The organism is Streptomyces zingiberis (assembly GCF_012034935.1).
Lineage (GTDB): Bacteria > Actinomycetota > Actinomycetes > Streptomycetales > Streptomycetaceae > Streptomyces > Streptomyces zingiberis.
Window position 1 is genome coordinate 1 of record NZ_JAATEN010000027.1, and the last position, 19532, is coordinate 19532.

Consider the following 19532-nt stretch of genomic DNA (forward strand, 5'->3'; position numbering starts at 1 on the left):
GCCGCACCGCCGCACCGCCGCACCGCCGCACCGCCGCACCGCCGCAGCAGCGCCCTACCACCCCACTCCCACCCGAACGCGGTTCCACCCCCCGCGACCACGTCATCCCCCAGCGACCCCGGACCCCCCCCTCCCCGGAGCGGCGCACCGCACCGCGAGCGCCACCCCCCACCCGCACCGCCCGCACCGCGAGCACGGAGGCTTGCCGATGGACGCCACCCCCCGGCGGACGGGGGACGGGCCACCGACCGGACGGCCCGTCTCTCCCGCGGCCCCGGACGCCGGAACCACGGCGGACGGACGGCGCGGCCCCGCCGTGCGCGTCTCCGGGTCCGGCCCGCGGCTCGCGGCGCGCACCACGAGCTCTCCGCCCGCCCAGAGTTCCGGCACGGCCGACCCCCGCCCGGTCCGCGCCGGATCAGGCGGCCGGGCGGCGCCCACCCCGGCCCTTCGGGGCCCTGCGCCGGCCATCGCGCCGGCGGGTGTGGCGCCGCCCGCGCCGTCGCTGCCGCTCCCCCACGCCGGAACCGCGCCTGGAAGCGCTTCCATCATGGGGACGCGCTCCGGCGGACGGGCCCCCACCCCCACCCCCATGGAGCTTCACCGATGAAGAAAACCCCTTCCGTGGCGGCCGGAGCCCTGGCCGCCGTGGCCGCTGCCGCGCTGATGCCCGCTCCGGCGGCCGCCACCACGGCCGGGACCACGGCGGCGGCCGCCGGTGACACGTACTACGTCGACCCCGCGACCAACGCCGCCACGTGGGTGGCCGCCAACCCGGGCGACTCGCGGGCCCCGGTGATCCGGGACCGGATCGCCTCGGTTCCCCAGCCCCGCTGGTACACCACGAGCAACACCGGCACGATCCGCGCGGAGGTCGACGCCTATACCCGTGAGGCGCAGGAAGCAGGGCGGATCCCCATCCTCGTCGTCTACAACATGCCCAACCGCGACTGCGGCGGGGCCAGCAGCGGCGGCGCCCGCAGCCACGACGAGTACCGGAGCTGGGTGGACCAGATCGCCGCCGGCCTGAACGGACGGCCCGCGGCGATCATCCTCGAACCCGACGTGCTCGCACTGATGTCGAACTGCATGAACGCGGGCCAGCAGCAGGAGACCTCGGCCTCCATGGCCTACGCCGGCAAGGCCCTCAAGGCGGGGTCCGCCGCGGCGAAGGTCTACTTCGACGCCGCCCATTCCACCTGGCTGGCGCCCCAGACCATGGCGGCCCGGCTGAACGCCGCCGACATCCGGGGCAGCGCGGACGGCATCTCCACCAATGTCTCGAACTACAACCGCACGGCGGACGAGGTCATCTACAGCAAGGCCGTCCTGAACGCCGTCGGCGACCAGAGGCTGAACGCCGTCATCGACACCAGCCGCAACGGCAACGGTCCCGACGCGCGGGGCGAGTGGTGCGACCCGCCCGGCCGGGCGATCGGCACGCCGACCACCGCGAACACCGGCGACAGCCGCATCGACGCCTACCTGTGGGTGAAGCTCCCCGGCGAGGCCGACGGGTGCGCGGCCGCGGCGGGCCAGTTCGTGCCGCAGCTCGCCTACGACCTGGCAGGCGGAGGTTCCACCGCCTCCACCGATTCCTCCTCCCGTTCCGAGCCCCAGGGCGGTACACGATGAACGATCCCAGACCCGAGCACCTGATCACCCCGGGTGAACGGCGGGACAACGGCACGAGCGGCCCACTGGGCGATGGCAGCGGATATGTCCTCGCCCTCTTCCGGATGGTCGTCGGCTTCCTCTTCGCCTGCCACGGGGCCGCCACCCTCTTCGACGTCCTGGGCGGGCCCCACGGCGGCCCGGTGCCGGAGCCCGGCGCCTGGCCTGGCTGGTGGGCAGCGGTGATCCAGCTGGTCGGCGGCGGCCTGGTGGTGATCGGGGCCTGGACGCGCAGTGCCGCCACCCTCTGTTCCGGCTCGATGGCGTACGCCTATTTCGTGCAGCACCAGGCGACGGCGCTGTTCCCGATGGAGAACGGCGGCGAGGCCGCGGCGATGTTCTGCTGGGCCTTCCTTCTCATCGCGGTGATGGGGCCGGGGCGATGGGCCCTGGACGCCTTGTTCACCCGCGCCGGCGGCACCACCGAGGGAAACCGGGAAAGAAATGCCCTGGCTGTTTGATCGGCCCTCCGCGAAATCACCGGAAGCAGAATTCCAGCGGCTCGTCCCCCCGCCGGACCGCACCCTCTTTTCCGGGGGTTCACGGACAAGCGATCCCGGTTCCCCGGGTCGCGTCGGCCGCGGCGGGGGAAGCCCTGCCGTCCGGCGGTGACCACCACCGGGAAGCGGCCTGCCACAGCACTCTCCGTGCGCTGAACGGCTGAGGGCGCCGGACGGCCCCCACAGCCGCCGGCGCCCACCGGGTTTCCCCGTTCCCCGGGCGGACGGACGCCATGCCGCCCGCTCCGCCCGGGGCTCCCTCAATGCCCTCCGGCCGGTTCCACCGCTCCGTACCGCGCTCCACCACACGGCATCACCCGGCACGGCGGTCCTCCCGCGGTGCCGGCGAAGAACGGTCCGGCCGGTTCGGACCCCACGCACGTAATGCTGCCCGGACGATGTTTCGACGGTGCTGCGGTAATTGAAATTCCATGTGTCGAAGGTCTTCTCACCCCCGGACGCCGCTGGTAGCGTCCTGGCTTGTGGGAGCGCTCCCATAGCTTATCGGCGCGCGCTGCCCAGTCCCCCCACACCTCGCACCGGGGAACACCCGAGGGAATAACCGCGAGGTGACACCGAAGAGGAGCTCACATGACAACCGATTCCCCAGGCGGAAAGCGAAAGACCAGTTTCCGTCGTGCCGTTACCGCAGTGAGCGCGATGGCGCTCGCCTCCGGTTTTGTGATCGCCGCGGGGAACACGGCGACCGGTGACGAAGCGCGCGTCGCGGCCCGGGTGGACAACCCCTACGCCGGTGCCAAGCTGTATGTGAACCCCGACTGGAGTGCCGCGGCCCGCCAGGGCGGTGCCCCGGCGTCGGTCTACAACCAGCCGACCGCGGTGTGGCTGGACCGCATCGCCGCGATCGAGTCCGGCTCCGCGGGTTCGAACACGATGGGCCTGCGGGACCACCTGGACGCCGCGCTGGCACAGGGCGCCACCACCTTCCAGCTGGTGACGTACAACCTGCCCGGCCGGGACTGCTCGGCCCTCGCCTCCAACGGTGAGCTCGGCCCGACCGAGATCGACCGCTACAAGCGCGAGTTCATCGACCCGATCGCGGCGATCCTGTCGGACGCGAAGTACGCGAACCTGCGGATCGTCAACGTGATCGAGATCGACTCGCTGCCCAACCTCATCACCAACGTGAGCGGCCGCCCGACGGGCGTCCCCGAGTGTGACGTGATGAAGGCCAACGGCAACTACGTCAAGGGTGTCGGCTACGCCCTGTCGAAGTTCGGCGACATCGGCAACGTCTACAACTACATCGACATCGGCCACCACGGCTGGATCGGCTGGGACGACAACTTCCGTCCCACCGCGCAGCTGCTGAAGCAGGCCGCGACCAGCGAGGGGGCCACGGTCGACGACGTGGCCGGCTTCGCCGCCAACGTGGCCAACTTCGGCGCCACCGTGGAGCCGTACTTCAAGATCGACGACACCGTGGGCGGCAAGTCGGTCCGCGAGGGCTCCAAGTGGGTGGACTGGAACCGCTACGTCGACGAGCAGTCGTACGCGCAGGCGTTCCGCCAGGAGGCCGTGAGCCAGGGCTTCCGCAGCGACGTCGGTGTCATCATCGACACCTCCCGCAACGGCTGGGGCGGCTCCCAGCGGCCCACCGGCCCGGCCCCGAAGACCGGCACGGCCGACGAGTACGTGAACGGCAGCCGGGTCGACCGCCGGATCCACACCGGCAACTGGTGCAACCAGGCCGGGGCCGGCCTCGGCGAACGGCCGAAGGCCTCCCCCGCCAGCGGCATCGACGCCTACACGTGGATCAAGCCCCCGGGTGAGTCCGACGGGTCCGCGAGCGAGATCCCGAACGACGAGGGCAAGGGCTTCGACCGGATGTGCGACCCGACGTACCAGGGGAACGCGCGCAACGGCAACAGCCCGTCCGGCGCCAAGGGTGGCGCGCCGGTCTCCGGTCACTGGTTCCAGGAGCAGTTCTCGGAACTGGTCCGGAACGCCTACCCGCCGGCCAACTGAAACCGGCGGACCTGGTGACCGCGTGAGGTGAGCATCCGGTACGGCCGCCGGCGGCGACCGGCCCGGGTGTACGCGGACGGCCCGAGGGGGCCCGGCACGGCTCACGCCGTGCCGGGCCCCCTTGCCGTCCATGCCGTCCATGCCGTCGTGCCCCTCGCCACATCCGTCGGCGCGCCTGCCCGTGCACGGCCCCGGGCCGGTGCGGCGGGGCGGGGCGGCGAGACGGGGCGGGGCAGGACGGGAAGCGGTCAGCCCGTGCCGGCGAGGCGGGTACGGGGGCCGGTGCGGACGAACGCGAGGACGCAGAACCCGGCGAGGACGATGGCCGCGTCCAGCCACACGGCCGCCGTCCAGTCACCGGTCCGGTCGCGCAGCACGCCGCTGATGGCCGGGGAGAGCACGGCGCCGATCTCGCCGATGAGGTTCTGCATGCCGAACGCCGAGCCGCGCATGCGGGGTTCGGCGATGTCGGCCGTGAGCGCGTGGCCGATGGGCTGGAGGGCGTTGAAGAAGAGGCTGGCGGTGAACAGCAGCACGCCCATGACGAGCAGGGAGGGTTTCTCCGCGGCCTGCAGGTACCAGGCGAAGGCCACGGTGAGCAGGGCCTGGACGCCGGTGAAGGTCAGCATCATCTCCTTGCGGCCCCAGCCGCGCCGGACGCCGTAGTCGGAGAGGAGCCCGCCGGCGGGGAAACCGAGGATGCCGGCGCCGGCGTTGAAACCGGCGGTGAGCGCGGCGGCCGTGAAGGAGGAGTGCGCGGCTCCGGCGACGATCGAGACCGACCAGAAGCTGAAGAACCACAGGTTCCACAGGATGGCGATGTTCGCCAGGTAGATGAGAAAGAGGTTCCGGTTCCGCAGGACGGGGCGGAGTTCCTCGCCCTTGCGGGAGAGCGCGAAGAGCACCAGGCCGACGGCGAGGGCGACTTCGAGGACGGCGATCCACAGTCCGGAGAGCCCGGCGAGGTCGCCGAGGGCGTACACGCCCATGATCAGCACGAGGGCGACGGCCGAGTAGGCGCCGAGGTGGAGCGTGGCCCGGCCGAGGAGAGCCGCGCCGAGGTGCGCGCGGAACCGGTGGAGCAGCAGGACGGCGACCGCGAGGGTGGCCGCGCCGAGGACCCAGAACGCCATCCGCCAGGCCTCGACGTCCGGCAGGAAGAGCTTTCCGAGGCCGATGAAGTGCGGGGTGAAGACGATGGCGATGGTGATGCCGAGCGCGAGACCGGTGATGACCACGCCCATGCCGAGGCTGCGGTGGCGCTCCGGGGTGGTCTCGGTGATCAGCGTGCGGTCGTTGGAGTAGTACGCGCCCTCGCCGAGGCCGGTGACGACACGGACGACGATGAACGCGACCAGCCCGCCGACGAACCCGGTGACGAGGGTGGCGATACCGGCCCAGAACAGGCTGACGACGATGAGGGTGCGGTGGCCGTAGCGGTCGCCCAGGTAGCCGCCGGGGAACTGGGTGAGCATGTAACCGGCGAAGAACAGACCGCCGATGAGACCGCCGAGGGCGTGCGGGTTGGCGCTGTCCGCGAGGAAGCCGACCCCGTTCTCGATCATCCAGGTGACCACGGGTCCGGTGACGGCGCGGTCGGCGGCGCTGACCGTCCAGCCGAGCAGGAGCAGCAGCCAGAGGCTGTGCCACGGGCGGGGGAAGCGGCGCCCGCCGGAGGCGGTGCCGTCGGCGGGACCACTTCCCGAGGGCGCGGCGCGGGACGCCGCGCCGGAGGCGGCCTGCTGGGGCGGGATGCCCGCACCGGGCGTGACGGGCGCCGCGGTGCCGGGGCCGGGGCCGGTGCCGGTGCCGGAACCGGAGCCGGGGCCGGTGTCGGGTGGTGGAGTGTCTCCGGAGGCGGCCTGCATGAGGGTTCTCCTGACGAGGGGGAGGGTGCGCCGGGCGGGGGCCGTGGGCGGGCCGGGGCACCGGCCGCGGAGGTGGGGGCCGGCGGCCGGGCGGGCCGCCCTGGCCTCTCCCCGCCGGGACGCGCGGGGACGGAGAGCCGGGAGCGGAGTGGGGTCGTCCGCCCGCGGCGCGCGGACGACTCTAGAGGCGCTTACCGTGGTACGGAATGCCGCCCGGTGGTTTTTCCGCTGCGCGGAAGAGATGACCGGCACCGCCGCCCCCACTCCCCCGCACAACTCCCCGGAGGAGGGCGGATCCGGCCCGGGACCACGGTGGCGGGACGGCGCCCCGCGCCCTGCGCGCGCCCGCCGACGAAGCCCCCGGCCGAGCGGCTCCGCGGCCGCGGTGGACCTCCTTCCCGGGCCTCTTGACGGCCCGTCGGGACCGCCCTACGGTGAGCCAGCTCTTACCGGTAACACCTCCGAAATCTTTCGGAGACGCTCGGTGCCGCCCCGGCGGCCGAACCGGTCCCGCCGCCGCGCGCACCCCACCGGACCCACCCCGACGAAGGGAAGAGCTGTGCCCACGACCCCCCACCCCCGGCCGCCCGCCCGCCGGACGCGGCGCCCGCGCCGCACGGTCCGGCTCCTGCTGGGCCTGCTGCTCGCCGGTGGCGCCGCCCTCGCCACCGCGCCCGCCGCCACCGCCGGTTCCCAGGACGCCGGCCGCGCGGCCGCCACGATCGTCACCTCCACCGGCCGCGTCGGCAACTCCGTCGCCTTCACCTTCGACGACGGCCCCGGCCAGAACACCGGGCAGATGCTGGACGTCCTGCGCCGCCACAACGTCAAGGCCGTCTTCTGCCTCTGGGGCGACCACGTACGGCAGAACCCGGACATGGTGCGGCGGATCGTCGCCGACGGCCATGTGCTGTGCAACCACTCGATGACCCACGCCGACATGGGCGGCTGGCCGGCCGACCGGATCCGCTCCGACCTCCAGGCCACCAACGACGCGATCCGGTCCGCCGCGCCCGGCGCCACCGTCACCTACTTCCGCGCCCCGTACGGCAACTGGGGCCAGGCCGCGGACGTGGCCGCACAGATGGGCATGGTGCCGCTGGGCTGGCGGGCGGACATCGGCGACTGGCAGCCGCCCGGCGCCGACGCCCTCACCCAGCGGCTGCGGGAACGCATCACCCAGGGAGCCGTGATCCTGATGCACGACGGCGGCGGCGACCGCAGCCAGACGGTCACGGCCGTGGACCGCGTCATCCCCGAGTTCAGGAACCGCGGCTGGAGCTTCGACCTCCCCGCGCGCTGACGGCGGGCCGGCGGTGACGGCACGGCGGATCGCGAGCGGTGGGGTGACGCGCCACCCCACCGCTGCGCCACCCCACCGCTGCGTCACGCGCCGCCCCGGGTGGCGCGGACGGCGCCGGGCCCGCCGTGCCGTCCCCTCCCGTGCCGTCCCCTCCTGCGCCGCCTCGTCACCGGGCCCTTCTCACCCGCCCCTTCTCACCCGCCACGGCCGGGCGCGCCCCCACGCGTGCCCGGCCCGGGGGCCGGATCTCCCGGATGCGGGACGCGGGATGCGGGATGCGCAATCCTCGGGGCCGCGCTGTTCCCGCTGGTGCGCGAGCGCGGCGGCTGACGGCAGGCCACGCCCGGGGCGCACCTTCCCCGGCCGATCGTGCCGCCGGCATCCCGCCGGGGCCGGGGCCGTGAAAAAGTGGTCCGGTGACCCGGGACGAACTCCTGCACGCCTTGGCCGCCCTGCGCCGGGCCCGCATCGGGGCTGTCCGCGCCCCGCACAAGCCGCTGCTCCTGCTCTGGCTGCTCGGCCGGTTCGCCGCCACGGGCGGTTCCGCGGTCGCGTACCAGGAGGCCGAGGCGCCGGTCAGCCGGCTGATCAACGACTACGGGCCGACCGTGATGAGCCCGCGTCTGGCGCGCCAGCGCGCGGCGCTGCCCTTCGTCCAGCTCGACCGCGCGCTGTGGGAGTTGTGCGACTCCGAGGGGCGGACGGTCGGCCCGGACGCCCCGGAGCGGGGCGGCTGGCTCCGGGAACGCGGGGCGGCCGGCCGGCTGCTCCCGCGGGTGGAGCAGGCCCTCACCGACCCGGTGACGCTCGCCTCCGCGGTGCGGCTGCTGCTGGAGCAGCACTTCACCCCGTCCCTGGAGGCGGCGATCCGGGCCGACACCGGGCTGGATGCGCCCGCCGCCAAGGAGGAACCGGAGTTGTGCGTCCCGGGAACGCCCGCAGCGTCCGTGCCGTCGTCGCCGCCCCCGTCTCCGTCACCGGCCCGTCGCCGCGGCTTCGCCGACGAGGTGCTGCGGGCCTACGGCCACGCCTGCGCCATGTGCGGTTACGACGGAACCCTCGGCCGTCACCCGGTGGGGCTGCGGGCCGCGCACATCCGGTGGCACAGCCAGGACGGCCCGGACACACCGGAGAACGCCCTCGCCCTCTGCGCCCAGCACCACGCCCTCTTCGACTTCGGGGTCCTCGGGCTCACCGAGGATCTGCGCGTCCGGGTGTCCGCCCGCTACACGGCCCGGAGCGAGGCCGGCCGGGCGGTGGACGCACTGCACGGCCGGCCGCTCGCTCCGCCACGGCCGGGCTGCGCGGCGCCCGGGCCACGCCATGTCGCCTGGCACTCCCGCCAGGTCTTCAAGCACACCCCGGAGCGGGTGTCCGGGGCGGTACCGGCGCAGGCGGAGGGCGGCGACCGGTAGCGGGGCGCCGCCGGGGCGACCGGCGCTCCGCGCACACCCCGGCCGGCGCCCCGGGGCCTCCCCGGATCCGCCCCGGCCGCCCGGGCACATGGACGTTCCGCCGCCGGCCCGGGAGCCGCTAGCGGGGGGCCAGCTTCTCGATCTCGGCGAGCTCCTCCGCGTCGAACTCCAGGTTCGCGGCGGCCGCCACATTGCCTTCCAGCTGCCGGACGCTGCTGGCGCCGATCAGCGCGGAGGTCACCCGGCCGCCGCGGAGCACCCAGGCGATCGCCAGCTGCGCCAGGGTCTGCCCGCGCCGTTCCGCGATCGCCCCCAGGGCGCGGACCCGCTCCAGCGCCTCCGGGGTGATGCGCTCGGCCGTCAGGAAGGGGCTGGAGCCCGCGGCGCGTGACCCCTCCGGGACGCCGTTCAGGTAGCGGTCGGTCAGCAGCCCCTGGGCGAGCGGCGAGTAGGCGATGGAGCCGACGCCGGCCTCGTCCAGCACATCCAGCAGGCCATCCTCCGGCCAGCGGTTGACCATCGAGTAGGAGGGCTGGTGGATCAGCAGCGGCGTGCCCAGGTCACGGAGGATGCGGGCGGCCTCGCGGGTCTGCTCCGGCGAGTAGTTGGAGATCCCGGCGTAGAGGGCCTTGCCCTGGCGCACGGCGGTGTCCAGCGCGCCCATGGTCTCCTCGAGCGGGGTGTCCGGGTCGGGGCGGTGGGAGTAGAAGATGTCCACGTACTCCAGGCGCATCCGGCCCAGGCTCTGATCGAGGCCGGCCAGCAGGTTCTTGCGGGAACCCCATTCGCCGTAGGGGCCGGGCCACATGAGGTGACCCGCCTTGGAGGAGATGACGATCTCGTCCCGGTAGGGGCGGAGGTCGCGCGCGAACAGCTCCCCGAAGTTGCGCTCGGCCGCGCCGGGCGGGGGGCCGTAGTTGTTGGCCAGGTCGAAGTGGGTGACGCCGAGGTCGAAGGCGCGGCGCAGGATCGCCCGCTGGGTCTCCAGCGGCCGCTCGTCACCGAAGTTGTGCCACAGCCCGAGGGAGACGGCGGGCAGCTTGAGTCCGCTGCGGCCGACACGGCGGTAGGGCATGGCGTCGTAACGCTGTTCGGCGGCGACGTGGGTCACGGTGCTCCTCGGTCGGGTCGGGTCGGGGACGGTCCGGCGGCACGGCGGGAGCGGGCCCGGGGCGGCCCCGGGAACGTCCCGGCTCGCCCGGCCGGCCCCGGTGGGGCGGCCGGGGTGGCCCGCGACGCCCCGTCACCCCTGGCCGGGACCGGGGCGCGGGTACGTTCCGCGCCGTCCGGCCACCCTAACCGGAGGGCCGGCGCCCCGTCGCCGGAGATCCCCGGCGGCCGCGGGCGGAGGGCCCTCCGCCCGGCCACGACGGGCGCGGGAGCCGCCGGCCGGTACGACGGAGACCAGGGACGCCCGCCGGCGGGACGTCAGAGGGGACGCCCGCCGGCACGCCGGAGCCGGGTGGTCCGGGGGCGGGTGCTCCGGCCGGTGCGGGCGATCCCGCGGGCCGCCGGACGCGCGCCGCCGGGACCGGTCCGTCCGGCGGCGGCCCGGTCCCGGCGGCGGCCCGGTTCCCCCGGACACACATCTTGACGGGGCAACCACGCGCCCACGACGATGCGTGGGAGCGCTCCCATACATCTCCGTACTTCCTGCCCACCCCACATTCGCGCGGAAGGAACGAGCCGTGACACAGCATCCGCCCCTCATCCCCCCTCAGAGGGGCCGCCCCCACCGCGGCAGGCGCCGCCTCCTCGGCGCCGTGGCCGTGGCCGGCCTGCTCGGTACCGTTCTGTCCGGGCCGGCGGCCGGCGCCGAACCGGGCCCTGAGCTGGTCTCCAACGGAGACTTCTCGGGCGGCACCACCGGCTGGTGGTTCACCGAGAACCTCCCCGCCGCCGTCACCGACGGGCGGCTGTGCGCGGAGGTCCCGGCGGGCACCGCGAACCCCTGGGACGCGATCCTCGGCCAGAACGACATCCCGCTGACCGCGGGCGAGGCCTACACCCTGCGCTACACCGCGACCGCGACCGCCCCGGTCACCATCCGCGCCAACGTGCAGATGGCGACCGACCCGTACACCGCGGAACTCAACGCCGCGGACCGGATCGACGCGACGGGCGAGGAGATCGAGCACGTCTTCACCGCCAACGCCGACAACCCGAAGGCGCAGCTCGCCTTCCAGATCGGCGGGAGCGCCCAGGCGTACACGTTCTGCGTGGACGACGTCTCGCTGACCGGCGGCGCCGAACCGCCCGTCTACGAGCCGGACACCGGCTCCCCCGTCCGCGTCAACCAGGTCGGCTACCTCACCCACGGGGTGAAGAGCGGCACCGTGGTCACGGACGCCACCTCGCCGCTCACCTGGACGCTGAAGGACGCGGGCGGCACCACGCGGGCGACCGGCCGGACCGTACCCAAGGGGACCGACCCGACCTCCCGGCAGAACGTCCACACCTTCGACTTCTCCAAGGTGACACGGGCGAGCGACGGCTACACCGTCACCGTCGGGGAGGACACCGGCGAGCCGTTCTCCATCGGCGACAGCCTCTACGACGGGCTGCGCTCCGACGCGCTGGCGTACTTCTACCACAACCGCAGCGGCATCGAGATCGACGCCGATCTGGTCGGTGAGGAGTACGCGCGCCCGGCCGGCCACATCGGGGTCGCGCCCAACCAGGGCGACACCGACGTCCCCTGCCAGGAAGGCGTCTGCGACTACCGCCTGGACGTCTCCGGCGGCTGGTACGACGCGGGCGACCACGGCAAGTACGTCGTCAACGGCGGTATCTCCGCCGCCCAGGTGATGGCGAACTACGAGCGCACCCTGCACGTCGAGAAGGCCAAGGGCGAGAAGCTCGGCGACGGCAAGCTGCGGGTGCCCGAGCGGGGCAACGGCGTCCCGGACATCCTGGACGAGGCGCGCTGGCAGCTCGACTTCCTGATGAAGATGCAGGTCCCGGCGGGCGAGAAGCTGGCCGGCATGGCCCACCACAAGATCCACGACCGGCAGTGGACGGGTCTGCCGCTGCTGCCGAGCGACGACCCGCAGCCGCGGGAGCTGCACCCGCCGACGACCGCGGCGACCCTCAACCTCGCGGCCACCGGCGCCCAGTGCGCCCGGCTCTTCGAGCCCTACGACGAGAAGTTCGCGGCCCGCTGCCTGGAGGCCGCCGAGACCGCCTGGGAGGCCGCGCAGGCCCACCCGGACATCCTCGCCGACCCGGACGACGGCGTCGGCGGCGGCACCTACGCCGACGACGACGTGCGGGACGAGTTCTACTGGGCCGCGGCCGAACTGTTCGTCACCACCGGCAAGGCCGCCTACCACGACGCCGTCTTCGACTCGCCGATCCACGGCGACACCGACGCCGTCTTCCCGCGCGGCGGCGTCGGCTGGCTCGCCACCGGCGGCCTCGGCGCGCTGACCCTGGCGACCGTGCCCAGTGACATCTCCGAGAGCGAGCTGGCCGAGGTCCGCGCCATGCTCACCGAGGCGGCCGACGGCTACGCGGCGGACTCCCGGAAGTCGGCCTACGGCGTGCCCTACGCGCCGGAGGGCAACAACTACGTCTGGGGCTCCAACAGCTCGGTCCTCAACAACATGATCGTGCTCGGCACCGCCCACGACCTGACCGGCAAGGCCGTCTACCGGGACGCGGTGCTCCGCGGCATGGAGTACCTGCTGGGCCGCAACCCGCTCAACCAGTCGTACGTCACCGGATACGGCGAGCGGGACTCGCACAACCAGCACCACCGCTTCTGGGCGAACCAGCTCGACCCGTCGCTGCCGAACCCGGCGCCCGGATCCGTCGCGGGCGGCCCCAACGTCGGCATCGAGGACCCGGTGGCCCAGGACAAGCTGAAGGGCTGCGCGCCGGCGATGTGCTACATCGACGACATCGAGTCCTGGGCGACCAACGAGATCACCATCAACTGGAACGCCCCGCTGGCGTGGGTCGCCTCCTACCTGGACGACCTGGGCAGCGGCCTCACGAAGTACTGAGCGATCGGGAACCCTGGCCGGTGGGACGCATGAACCGCGCTCCGGCGGCGGCCCACCGGCCGGCCCCCGTCCGGCCCCCCGCCGCCCCCGTCCGGTGGGCCGGCGGGGTGCCGAAGGGGCCGACGGCGCGGTTCCGGCTGCCCGGTCCCACCGGCCGGCCGGGCACCGCCCGGCCGTCACCGTCCAGCCGGGCCGCTGTCCGCCGGGGGGAGCCGGGAACGCCGGGTGTGCCTTCCGGGCAGGTACCGCCCTCCCGGCTCCCCCGCGGGCAGTGACCACCGGTGGCGGGACGGCCCCCGCGACCGGCCGCCCCGCTGCCGGTCGCCCACCACGGGGCACCCCACGACCGCCCCGCCCCGTCCCGTCCCGTCAGCCCCGTGCGTCGCCGCCCCGGCCGGGCGCGTCCCCGGCGCCCGCGGTCTCCTCCTGCGGGTCCGTCCGCCGGGCCCGCAGGTCGATCACGGCGACCACCAGGGCGAGTCCGACCAGCACCACGGAGATGCCGAGGCTGTGCCGGAAGGCCGCGGCCCAGTCCTGCCCCTTGCCGCCCGCGGCGAGGGAGGAGAAGAACACGCTGCCCGCCACGGCGATCCCGGTGGCCGAGCCGATGCGCTGCCCGGTCTGGAGCACTCCCCCGGCGCTGCCGCCGCGGGCGGGGGGCACCTCGGCCAGGGTCAGCGTCTGGTTGGGGGAGATCACCGAGCCCCCGCCCAGCCCGGCCAGGAGCAGCGGCAGCGCCACCGCCCACCCGGCCGCCTGCCCCGGCACCATGTACACCGCGAGCACCACGCCGCCGAGCCCGGCGGCCACCGCCAGCAGCCCGGCGACCACCAGGGCCCGCCCGTAGCGGTGGACGAACCGCCCGCTGAACGCGGCGGCCACGGCGGAGCCCAGGGCGAAGGGCGTGATGGCCAGCCCGGCCTGGAGAGCGCTGTAGCCGAGCCCGACCTGGAGGTAGAGGGTGAAGACGAAGAAGATCGAGGTGAAGCCTGCGAAGTAGAAGAGCATGATCAGCGAGCCGAGCGCGTAGGAACGCAGCGTGAACAGGCCCATGTCGACCAGGGGCTCGGCGGTGCGCGCGTGGCGCCGTTCCCAGCGGACGAACAGCAGGAGGAACACCGCCGCCGCCGGGAGGAGCAGCCACTTGCCCGCTCCCTTCCACTGCTGCGCTTCGACCAGCGGGATCAGCAGCAGCGCCACCCCCGCGCCGAGGAGGACGATGCCCACCGGGTCCAGGTCCCGCGCGCACGGCCGGGCGGCGCTCTCCGGTCCCGGCAGCAGGAAGCGGGCCAGTACCAGCGCGACCAAGCACACCGGCAGATTGACGAAGAAGATCCACCGCCAGCCGTGCTCCACGCCGAAGACCTGGATGATGACCCCGCCGAGCACCGGCCCCACCGCGGTGGAGAGGCCGATGACCGTACCGAAGTAGCCGAAGGCGCGTCCCCGCTCCGCCCCGCGGAACATCTGCTGGATGAGCGCGGACACCTGCGGGGTGAGGATCCCGCCGGCGAGGCCCTGGAAGAACCGGGCGAACACCAGCCAGCCCGAGGACTGGGCCGCCCCGCACAGCGCGCTCGCCACGGCGAAGAGGCTCAGCCCGAGCATGAACATCTGCCGGCGCCCCCGGGCGTCCCCGATCCGCCCGGCCGGCACCAGCAGCAGCCCGAGCGCGAGGGCGTATCCGGAGAGCACCCACTGGATGTCACTCTCCGGCGCCTTCAGACCCGCGCGGATGGACGGCAGGCCGACGTTGACGATCGAGATGTCGAGCAGCGTGATGAACCCCGCGAGCAGGCAGACGGCGAGCGCCTTCCAGCGGTTGGGGTCGGGGACATACGTGGCGCCGCCGGGGCTGTCGGCGCTTCCGGGTCCCGGGGCTCCTGCGGCCGGTGAGTTCACTGCTCCGCCTTTCTCCGATCATCTCGTCCGAGGATGACGCACGGGAGCGGCTGCCCGCCGGACGCGGGGCGGACCCCCGGCCGGTGTCGGGACGTCCACGGCCCTTCGCCGCGCCGGCGGGGCAGACCCCCACCGGCGGGTGACCGGCCGGTGCCCGCGCCTCCCGCGGGCGGGCAGTACCACGAGCCCGGCCGGGACATGATCGGCGGAGCCCGGGGCAGGAGCCGGGACACGCCGGGGAGCGGGCGGAGCCCCGGCGCCGTTGCCGCCGCCGGCGGTGGACCCGGGCCGGTTCCCGCCCGGCCCGCCGTCCCCGGCCCGGGCCCCTCCCCCGCCGTCACCCGGCCTTCTCCGCTTCCGGCACCCGGACCCCGCCGCCCGCCACCGGCCGCTCTCCGGCGGCCCCCGCCGTCCGGTCCCTCCCCGTCCCTCCGCCGCTCCCCGGACCACCTCCCGGAAGGGCCGCCGGCGTGCCCGTCCGGCTGCCTCTTGGTCCCGTCTTCCCCTGGGGCCGTGCCCGGGCGCCCGCCGGAGCGGCAGGGTGGCGCCAGATACGGACGGCGCGGCCGGGCTCCGCGCCGGACGCGAGGGAAGCGAGGACCCATGACCTTGGATCTGTCCCCGGAGAGCGGGCCACGCGACGGCGGCCCGGCCACACCGGTACCGACGGTCCGGCTCTCGGAGCGGCTGCGGGGAGGGGTCGGCTTCCGCCGCGACCAGCTCGGTTTCCTGCAGTGGGCGGCGCGCACGCACGGCGACATCGTCCGGTTCCGCCTCTTCGGCATTCCGATGATCATGCTGAACCATCCGGACCACATCTACCGGGTGCTGGTCGAGCAGCGCGCCAACTACGACAAGGACGCACTCCTCTACCGGCTGGTGCGCCCGGTGCTGCGGGACGGGCTGATCGGCACCCCCGGCGGTGAGCTGTGGCAGCGCCAGCGCCGGCTGATGCAGCCGTCGTTCCGCCCGGTGGTCGTCGCCCGGTTCGCCCGGAACATGACCGAGGAGACCACCCGGATGCTGGAGCGCTGGGAGCAGTCCTACGCGCCGGGCGCGGTGGTCAACGTCCACGAGGAGTTCGGCGAGCTGGCCCTGCGGATCGTCAACCGGTCGCTGTTCAGTGCGCGGGTGGGGTCGGGGGCGCGGGAGTTCGCGGAGGCGTTCACCGAGGCCAACGCGCTGCTGGGCCGGTTCTTCACCTTCCCCTTCCCCCCGCTGTCCGTGCCGACCCCGGGTCATCTGCGGCTGCGCCGGGCCATCGGCCGGATGGACGCGTTCATCTCGTCGGTCATCCGGCGCGGCGCGTCCGGCCCGGACCCCGCCGGGATCACCGGTCCGGCCGATGAGGCCGAGCAGGTCAACCTGCTCACCCTGCTGATGAACGCGGTGGACTCGGAGGGCGACGGCAAGGGGATGGACCCGGAGCAGCTCCACCACGAGGTGCTCAACCTCGTGATCGGCGCCTACGAGACCACCACCAACGCCCTGTCCTGGATCTTCTACCTGCTGGCCACCCACCCCGAGGTGGAGCGCAAGCTGCACGAGGAGGCGGACGCCGTGCTCGGCGGGCGCACCCCGGGCTTCGAGGACATGGCCCGCACTCCGTACGCGCGTTCGGTGGTGGAGGAGACGCTCCGGCTCTACTCCCCCGCCTGGCAGTTCATGCGCCGCTCGAAGGCGGAGGACCGGATCGGCGGCCACCACATCCCCGCCCGCGCCAACATCTACCTCAACAGCTACGTCCTCCACCGCCACCCGGAGCTGTGGGAGGAGCCGGACACCTTCGACCCGGACCGGTTCACCCCCGAGCGCTCGGCGGGCCGCCCGCGCCACGCCTACATGCCCTTCGGCGGTGGTGAACGCGTCTGCATCGGCCAGAACTTCGCGCTGACCGAGCTCCATCTGGTGCTGCTGACGGTCGCCGCCCGGCACCGTTTCCGGGTCCCCGCGGGGCAGCCCCCGGTGCGTCCGCAGCCGCTGATCACCCTTCACCCGGAGGGCGGCGTCCCGCTGGAGGTGCATCCCCGGTGACCGGACCGTCACGGCGGGGGCCGGACCACGCCCCCGCCACCCGAACCGCCACGGCCCCGGCCCCGGCCCCGGCCGGCGAGAAGACCTCCGCGGCCACGACCAGGGAGACCGACACGGACACGGACACGCACGCGAACGGCCGGCCCTCCGGCGACACGGACAGGAGGACGGAAGGGACCGACGGGACGGCAGCCGCGCCCGGCGGCTCCCCCGGCGCCCCCGGGCTGTACTGCCCGTTCCCCTCCGAGGTCAGCCCGTACGCGGCGGAGGCCGAGGCGCATCTGGACGACTGGGTGGTCCGGTTCGAGGTGGTGACGAGCGAGGTGGCGCGGAAGCGGTTCGCCCGCGCGGGCTTCGGCCAGTTCGCCGCCCGTACCTACCCGACCGCCGACCGGACGCGGCTGAACCTCGTCGCCGACTGGTTCGGCTGGCTCTTCCTCGTCGACGACCAGCTCGACGACGGCCGGGTGGGCCGGGACATCGACAGCGCCCGGAGCGCGATGGCCGGCCTGCTCGCCGTCCTGGAGCAGGACGGACCGGCCGGGGCGCGCGGGCCCGGCGAGCCGCCGCTCGCCTGGGCCCTGCGCGACCTGTGGCACCGCACGGCCACCGGCGCCACCCCGGCCTGGCGCCGCCGTTTCCGCGGCCACCTCGCCGCCTGCCTGGACGCGGCCTGCTGGGAGGCGGAGAACCGCATCACCGGCGTGTGGCCCGGGGAGGCCGAGTACATCGAGCAGCGCCGGCACACCGGCGCCATCTACGTCTGCATGGACCTCATCGACATCGTCGCCGGCCTCGACCTGCCCGAAGAGGTGTACGAGGACGAGCTCTTCCAGGCGGCGCTGCGTTCCTCCAGCGACGTGGTGGTGTGGACGAACGACTGGTACTCGCTGGGCAAGGAGATGGCTCTGGGCGAGTACCACAACCTCGTCCGGGTGGTGGAGCACGAGCGCGGCCTCTCCCAGCCCGAGGCCCTGGTCCACACGGCGGAGGCGATCAACACGGAGACCCGCCGCTACCTGCGCCACCGCGAACGCCTGCTGGAGGCCCACCCCGCGCACCGGGCCGGGCTGACCACGTATCTGGCGGGCATGGAGTCCTGGATGCGCGGCAACCTCGACTGGTCGCGGGCGACCCTGCGCTACCGGGAGCGGGAGAACGGCGGCCTCCCCGCGTATCTGGAGGCGACCCTCGCGGCGGAGAGCCCGGACGGCTCCGGGGACCACCGGGACCCCGCGGTCGCCAGGAGCCACGGCGACACCGGCGGCCCTGGTGACACCGGGAGTACCGGTGCTCCCCGCGGGGTGGCCCGGTGACCGGGCGCGCGGGGGGCTCCACGGCGGGGAAACGGCCCACGGCGAGGGTGTCCGCGGTGACCACGGCGGCGCCGGCGGTCACCTCACCGGCGGGCGCACCGGCGGCGGCGATGGCACCGGCGCCCGCACCGGCGGTGGCACGACCGGCGGCACCGGGGACCGCGTTGCCGGAGCCCGGGGCCCCGGCGGCCGTCCTGGTCACGGCGGCTCCGCCGGCCGGACTCCCGGCGGGCGTCCCCGCCGGCGGCGCGGAGGGACACGAGCGGGACGCGGCCGTCTCCCGGGCGGTCCGCCGGGCCCGGGAGGAGGTCCGCCCCGCGCTGCGGGAGTGGACCGCCCTGCTCGGCCCGGAACTGGCCACGCTCTGCGGCTACCAGATGGGGCTGTGCGACGCGGACGGGCTCCCGATCGCGGATCCCGCGCCCGGCGCGGGCGGCGCCGGTGGCAGGACGCCGGCTCCCGGACCGGGCGCCGGGGCCGGTGCCGCCCCGGGCGCCGCGTCCTCGGGCAAGCTGGTGCGCCCCGCCCTGGCGCTGGCCTCGGCCGCCGCCGTGGGGGCCAAGCCGGAGGTGGCGCTGCCGGGCGCGGTGGCCACGGAGCTGGTCCACAACTTCTCCCTGCTGCACGACGACGTGATGGACGGTGACCGGGTCCGCCGCCACCGGCCCTCCGCCTGGGTGCGGTTCGGCACCCCGCTGACGATCCTGGCCGGCGACGGGCTGCTGGCCCTCGCGTTCGAGGTGCTCTCCTCGCAGCCCGCCCCCGGCCCGGCCGACCTGACCGCCGATCTCTCCGTCGCCCTGCGCCGGCTCTGCCTCGGCCAGGGGCAGGACCTGCTGGCCGCCGCACGGCGCGGACCGGCGGGGGCGGCCGGGGAGACGGGCCAGGGCACGGAACGGGAGCCGGGCCGGGCGGCGGAACCGGCGGCCACGGAGGCGGATCTCGACGCCTGCCTGCGGATGCTCGAAGCCAAGACGGGGGCGCTGCTGGGGTTCGCCTGCCGGGCGGGCGCCGCCTACGCCGGGGCACCGCCCGCCGCGCTGGAGGCGTTCGAGCGGTTCGGCTCCCGGCTCGGGCTGGCGTTCCAGCTCCAGGACGACCTCCTCGGCATCTGGGGCCGGCCGGCGGACACCGGCAAGCCCGCCCGCTCCGATCTCCGGGAGCGGAAGCGGAGTGCTCCGGTGGTCGCCGCACTCGCCTCCGGCACCCCGGCCGGGCGGCGGCTGGCGGCGCTCTACGCCCGGCCCGAGCCGCTCACCGAGGACGAGATCCCGTACGCGGCCACGCTCGTGGAGGAGGCCGGCGGCCGGGAGAGAACCCTCGCCGAAGCCCGCCGCCGGCAGGAGGAAGCCTGGCGGAGCCTGAGCGAACTGGGCCCGCCGCTGGTCGATCCCGCGGGGCTGCGTGAGGTGGTGGACTCGCTGACCGGCCGTTCCTCGTGATCCGCGGAGGCCCCTCCGGCACGTCCGGCAGCATGCCCGGCGGACCGCCCGGCCCGGCCGCCCGCCGGGTACCGGCCCGGGA

12 protein-coding genes are annotated in these 19532 nt (G+C 74.6%); 9 read left to right on the forward strand and 3 right to left on the reverse strand.

The features are described from left to right. The first annotated feature begins 606 nt into the window (after positions 1-606). The 3 genes from HCK00_RS24480 to HCK00_RS24490 all read left to right on the forward strand — a co-directional run bounded on the left by HCK00_RS24480 (position 607) and on the right by HCK00_RS24490 (position 4163). On the forward strand, positions 607-1635 hold the full coding sequence (locus tag HCK00_RS24480) for a glycoside hydrolase family 6 protein (protein ID WP_206320895.1): 1029 nt from the start codon (positions 607-609) through the stop codon (positions 1633-1635). Continuing rightward, positions 1632-2135, forward strand: a complete 504-nt coding sequence (locus HCK00_RS24485) for a DoxX family protein (protein WP_168104216.1) — start codon at positions 1632-1634, stop codon at positions 2133-2135. Before HCK00_RS24480 ends, HCK00_RS24485 begins: the two co-directional genes overlap by 4 nt. 630 nt (positions 2136-2765) lie before the next feature. After that, positions 2766-4163, forward strand: coding sequence for a glycoside hydrolase family 6 protein (locus tag HCK00_RS24490; RefSeq protein WP_168104217.1), 1398 nt, complete (start codon positions 2766-2768; stop codon positions 4161-4163). A 248-nt stretch (positions 4164-4411) separates the two neighbouring features. Here HCK00_RS24490 and HCK00_RS24495 read toward each other — a convergent pair whose 3' ends face one another. Further along, positions 4412-6031, reverse strand: coding sequence for an MFS transporter (locus HCK00_RS24495; protein ID WP_168104218.1), 1620 nt, complete (start codon positions 6029-6031; stop codon positions 4412-4414). Positions 6032-6590: 559 nt separating this feature from the next. On the opposite strand from HCK00_RS24495, the gene HCK00_RS28295 reads away from it, so the two are divergent. Both HCK00_RS28295 and HCK00_RS24505 read left to right on the forward strand, forming a co-directional pair. Next, positions 6591-7334 carry a polysaccharide deacetylase family protein gene (locus tag HCK00_RS28295; protein ID WP_206320897.1) on the forward strand — a complete coding sequence of 248 codons (744 nt, stop codon included), beginning with the start codon at positions 6591-6593 and terminating at the stop codon, positions 7332-7334. Positions 7335-7750: 416 nt separating this feature from the next. Continuing rightward, complete coding sequence (locus HCK00_RS24505) at positions 7751-8749, forward strand: phosphorothioated DNA-binding restriction endonuclease (RefSeq protein ID WP_168104220.1); 999 nt, start codon at positions 7751-7753, stop codon at positions 8747-8749. A 118-nt stretch (positions 8750-8867) separates the two neighbouring features. On the opposite strand, the gene mgrA is transcribed toward HCK00_RS24505, so the two are convergent. Next, positions 8868-9860 carry an L-glyceraldehyde 3-phosphate reductase gene (mgrA, locus tag HCK00_RS24510; protein WP_168104221.1) on the reverse strand — a complete coding sequence of 331 codons (993 nt, stop codon included), beginning with the start codon at positions 9858-9860 and terminating at the stop codon, positions 8868-8870. 598 nt (positions 9861-10458) lie between these two features. Between mgrA and HCK00_RS24515 the strand changes: the two genes are divergently transcribed. Beyond that, positions 10459-12756 carry a glycoside hydrolase family 9 protein gene (locus HCK00_RS24515; RefSeq protein ID WP_168104260.1) on the forward strand — a complete coding sequence of 766 codons (2298 nt, stop codon included), beginning with the start codon at positions 10459-10461 and terminating at the stop codon, positions 12754-12756. 369 nt (positions 12757-13125) lie between these two features. On the opposite strand, the gene HCK00_RS24520 is transcribed toward HCK00_RS24515, so the two are convergent. Continuing rightward, positions 13126-14658, reverse strand: coding sequence for an MFS transporter (locus HCK00_RS24520; RefSeq protein WP_168104222.1), 1533 nt, complete (start codon positions 14656-14658; stop codon positions 13126-13128). A 603-nt stretch (positions 14659-15261) separates the two neighbouring features. Between HCK00_RS24520 and HCK00_RS24525 the strand changes: the two genes are divergently transcribed. The 3 genes from HCK00_RS24525 (at position 15262) to HCK00_RS24535 (ending at position 19450) form a co-directional block, all read left to right on the forward strand. Further along, positions 15262-16692, forward strand: coding sequence for a cytochrome P450 (locus HCK00_RS24525; RefSeq protein WP_168104223.1), 1431 nt, complete (start codon positions 15262-15264; stop codon positions 16690-16692). Next, a complete protein-coding gene (locus tag HCK00_RS24530; protein WP_168104224.1) occupies positions 16689-18008 on the forward strand; it encodes a terpene synthase family protein in 1320 nt (439 codons plus the stop codon). The genes HCK00_RS24525 and HCK00_RS24530 overlap by 4 nt, the downstream gene beginning before the upstream one ends. 164 nt (positions 18009-18172) lie before the next feature. Next, positions 18173-19450 carry a polyprenyl synthetase family protein gene (locus tag HCK00_RS24535; RefSeq protein ID WP_168104225.1) on the forward strand — a complete coding sequence of 426 codons (1278 nt, stop codon included), beginning with the start codon at positions 18173-18175 and terminating at the stop codon, positions 19448-19450. The last annotated feature ends 82 nt before the right edge of the window (positions 19451-19532 follow it).

What these genes read in the sequence shown, in the direction of transcription:
- HCK00_RS24480 (WP_206320895.1), top strand. Translation starts at nt 607, where the DNA reads ATGAAGAAAACCCCTTCCGTGGCGGCCGGAGCCCTGGCCGCCGTGGCC.
- HCK00_RS24485 (WP_168104216.1), top strand. Translation starts at nt 1,632, where the DNA reads ATGAACGATCCCAGACCCGAGCACCTGATCACCCCGGGTGAACGGCGG.
- HCK00_RS24490 (WP_168104217.1), top strand. Translation starts at nt 2,766, where the DNA reads ATGACAACCGATTCCCCAGGCGGAAAGCGAAAGACCAGTTTCCGTCGT.
- HCK00_RS24495 (WP_168104218.1), bottom strand. Translation starts at nt 6,031, where the DNA reads ATGCAGGCCGCCTCCGGAGACACTCCACCACCCGACACCGGCCCCGGC.
- HCK00_RS24525 (WP_168104223.1), top strand. Translation starts at nt 15,262, where the DNA reads ATGACCTTGGATCTGTCCCCGGAGAGCGGGCCACGCGACGGCGGCCCG.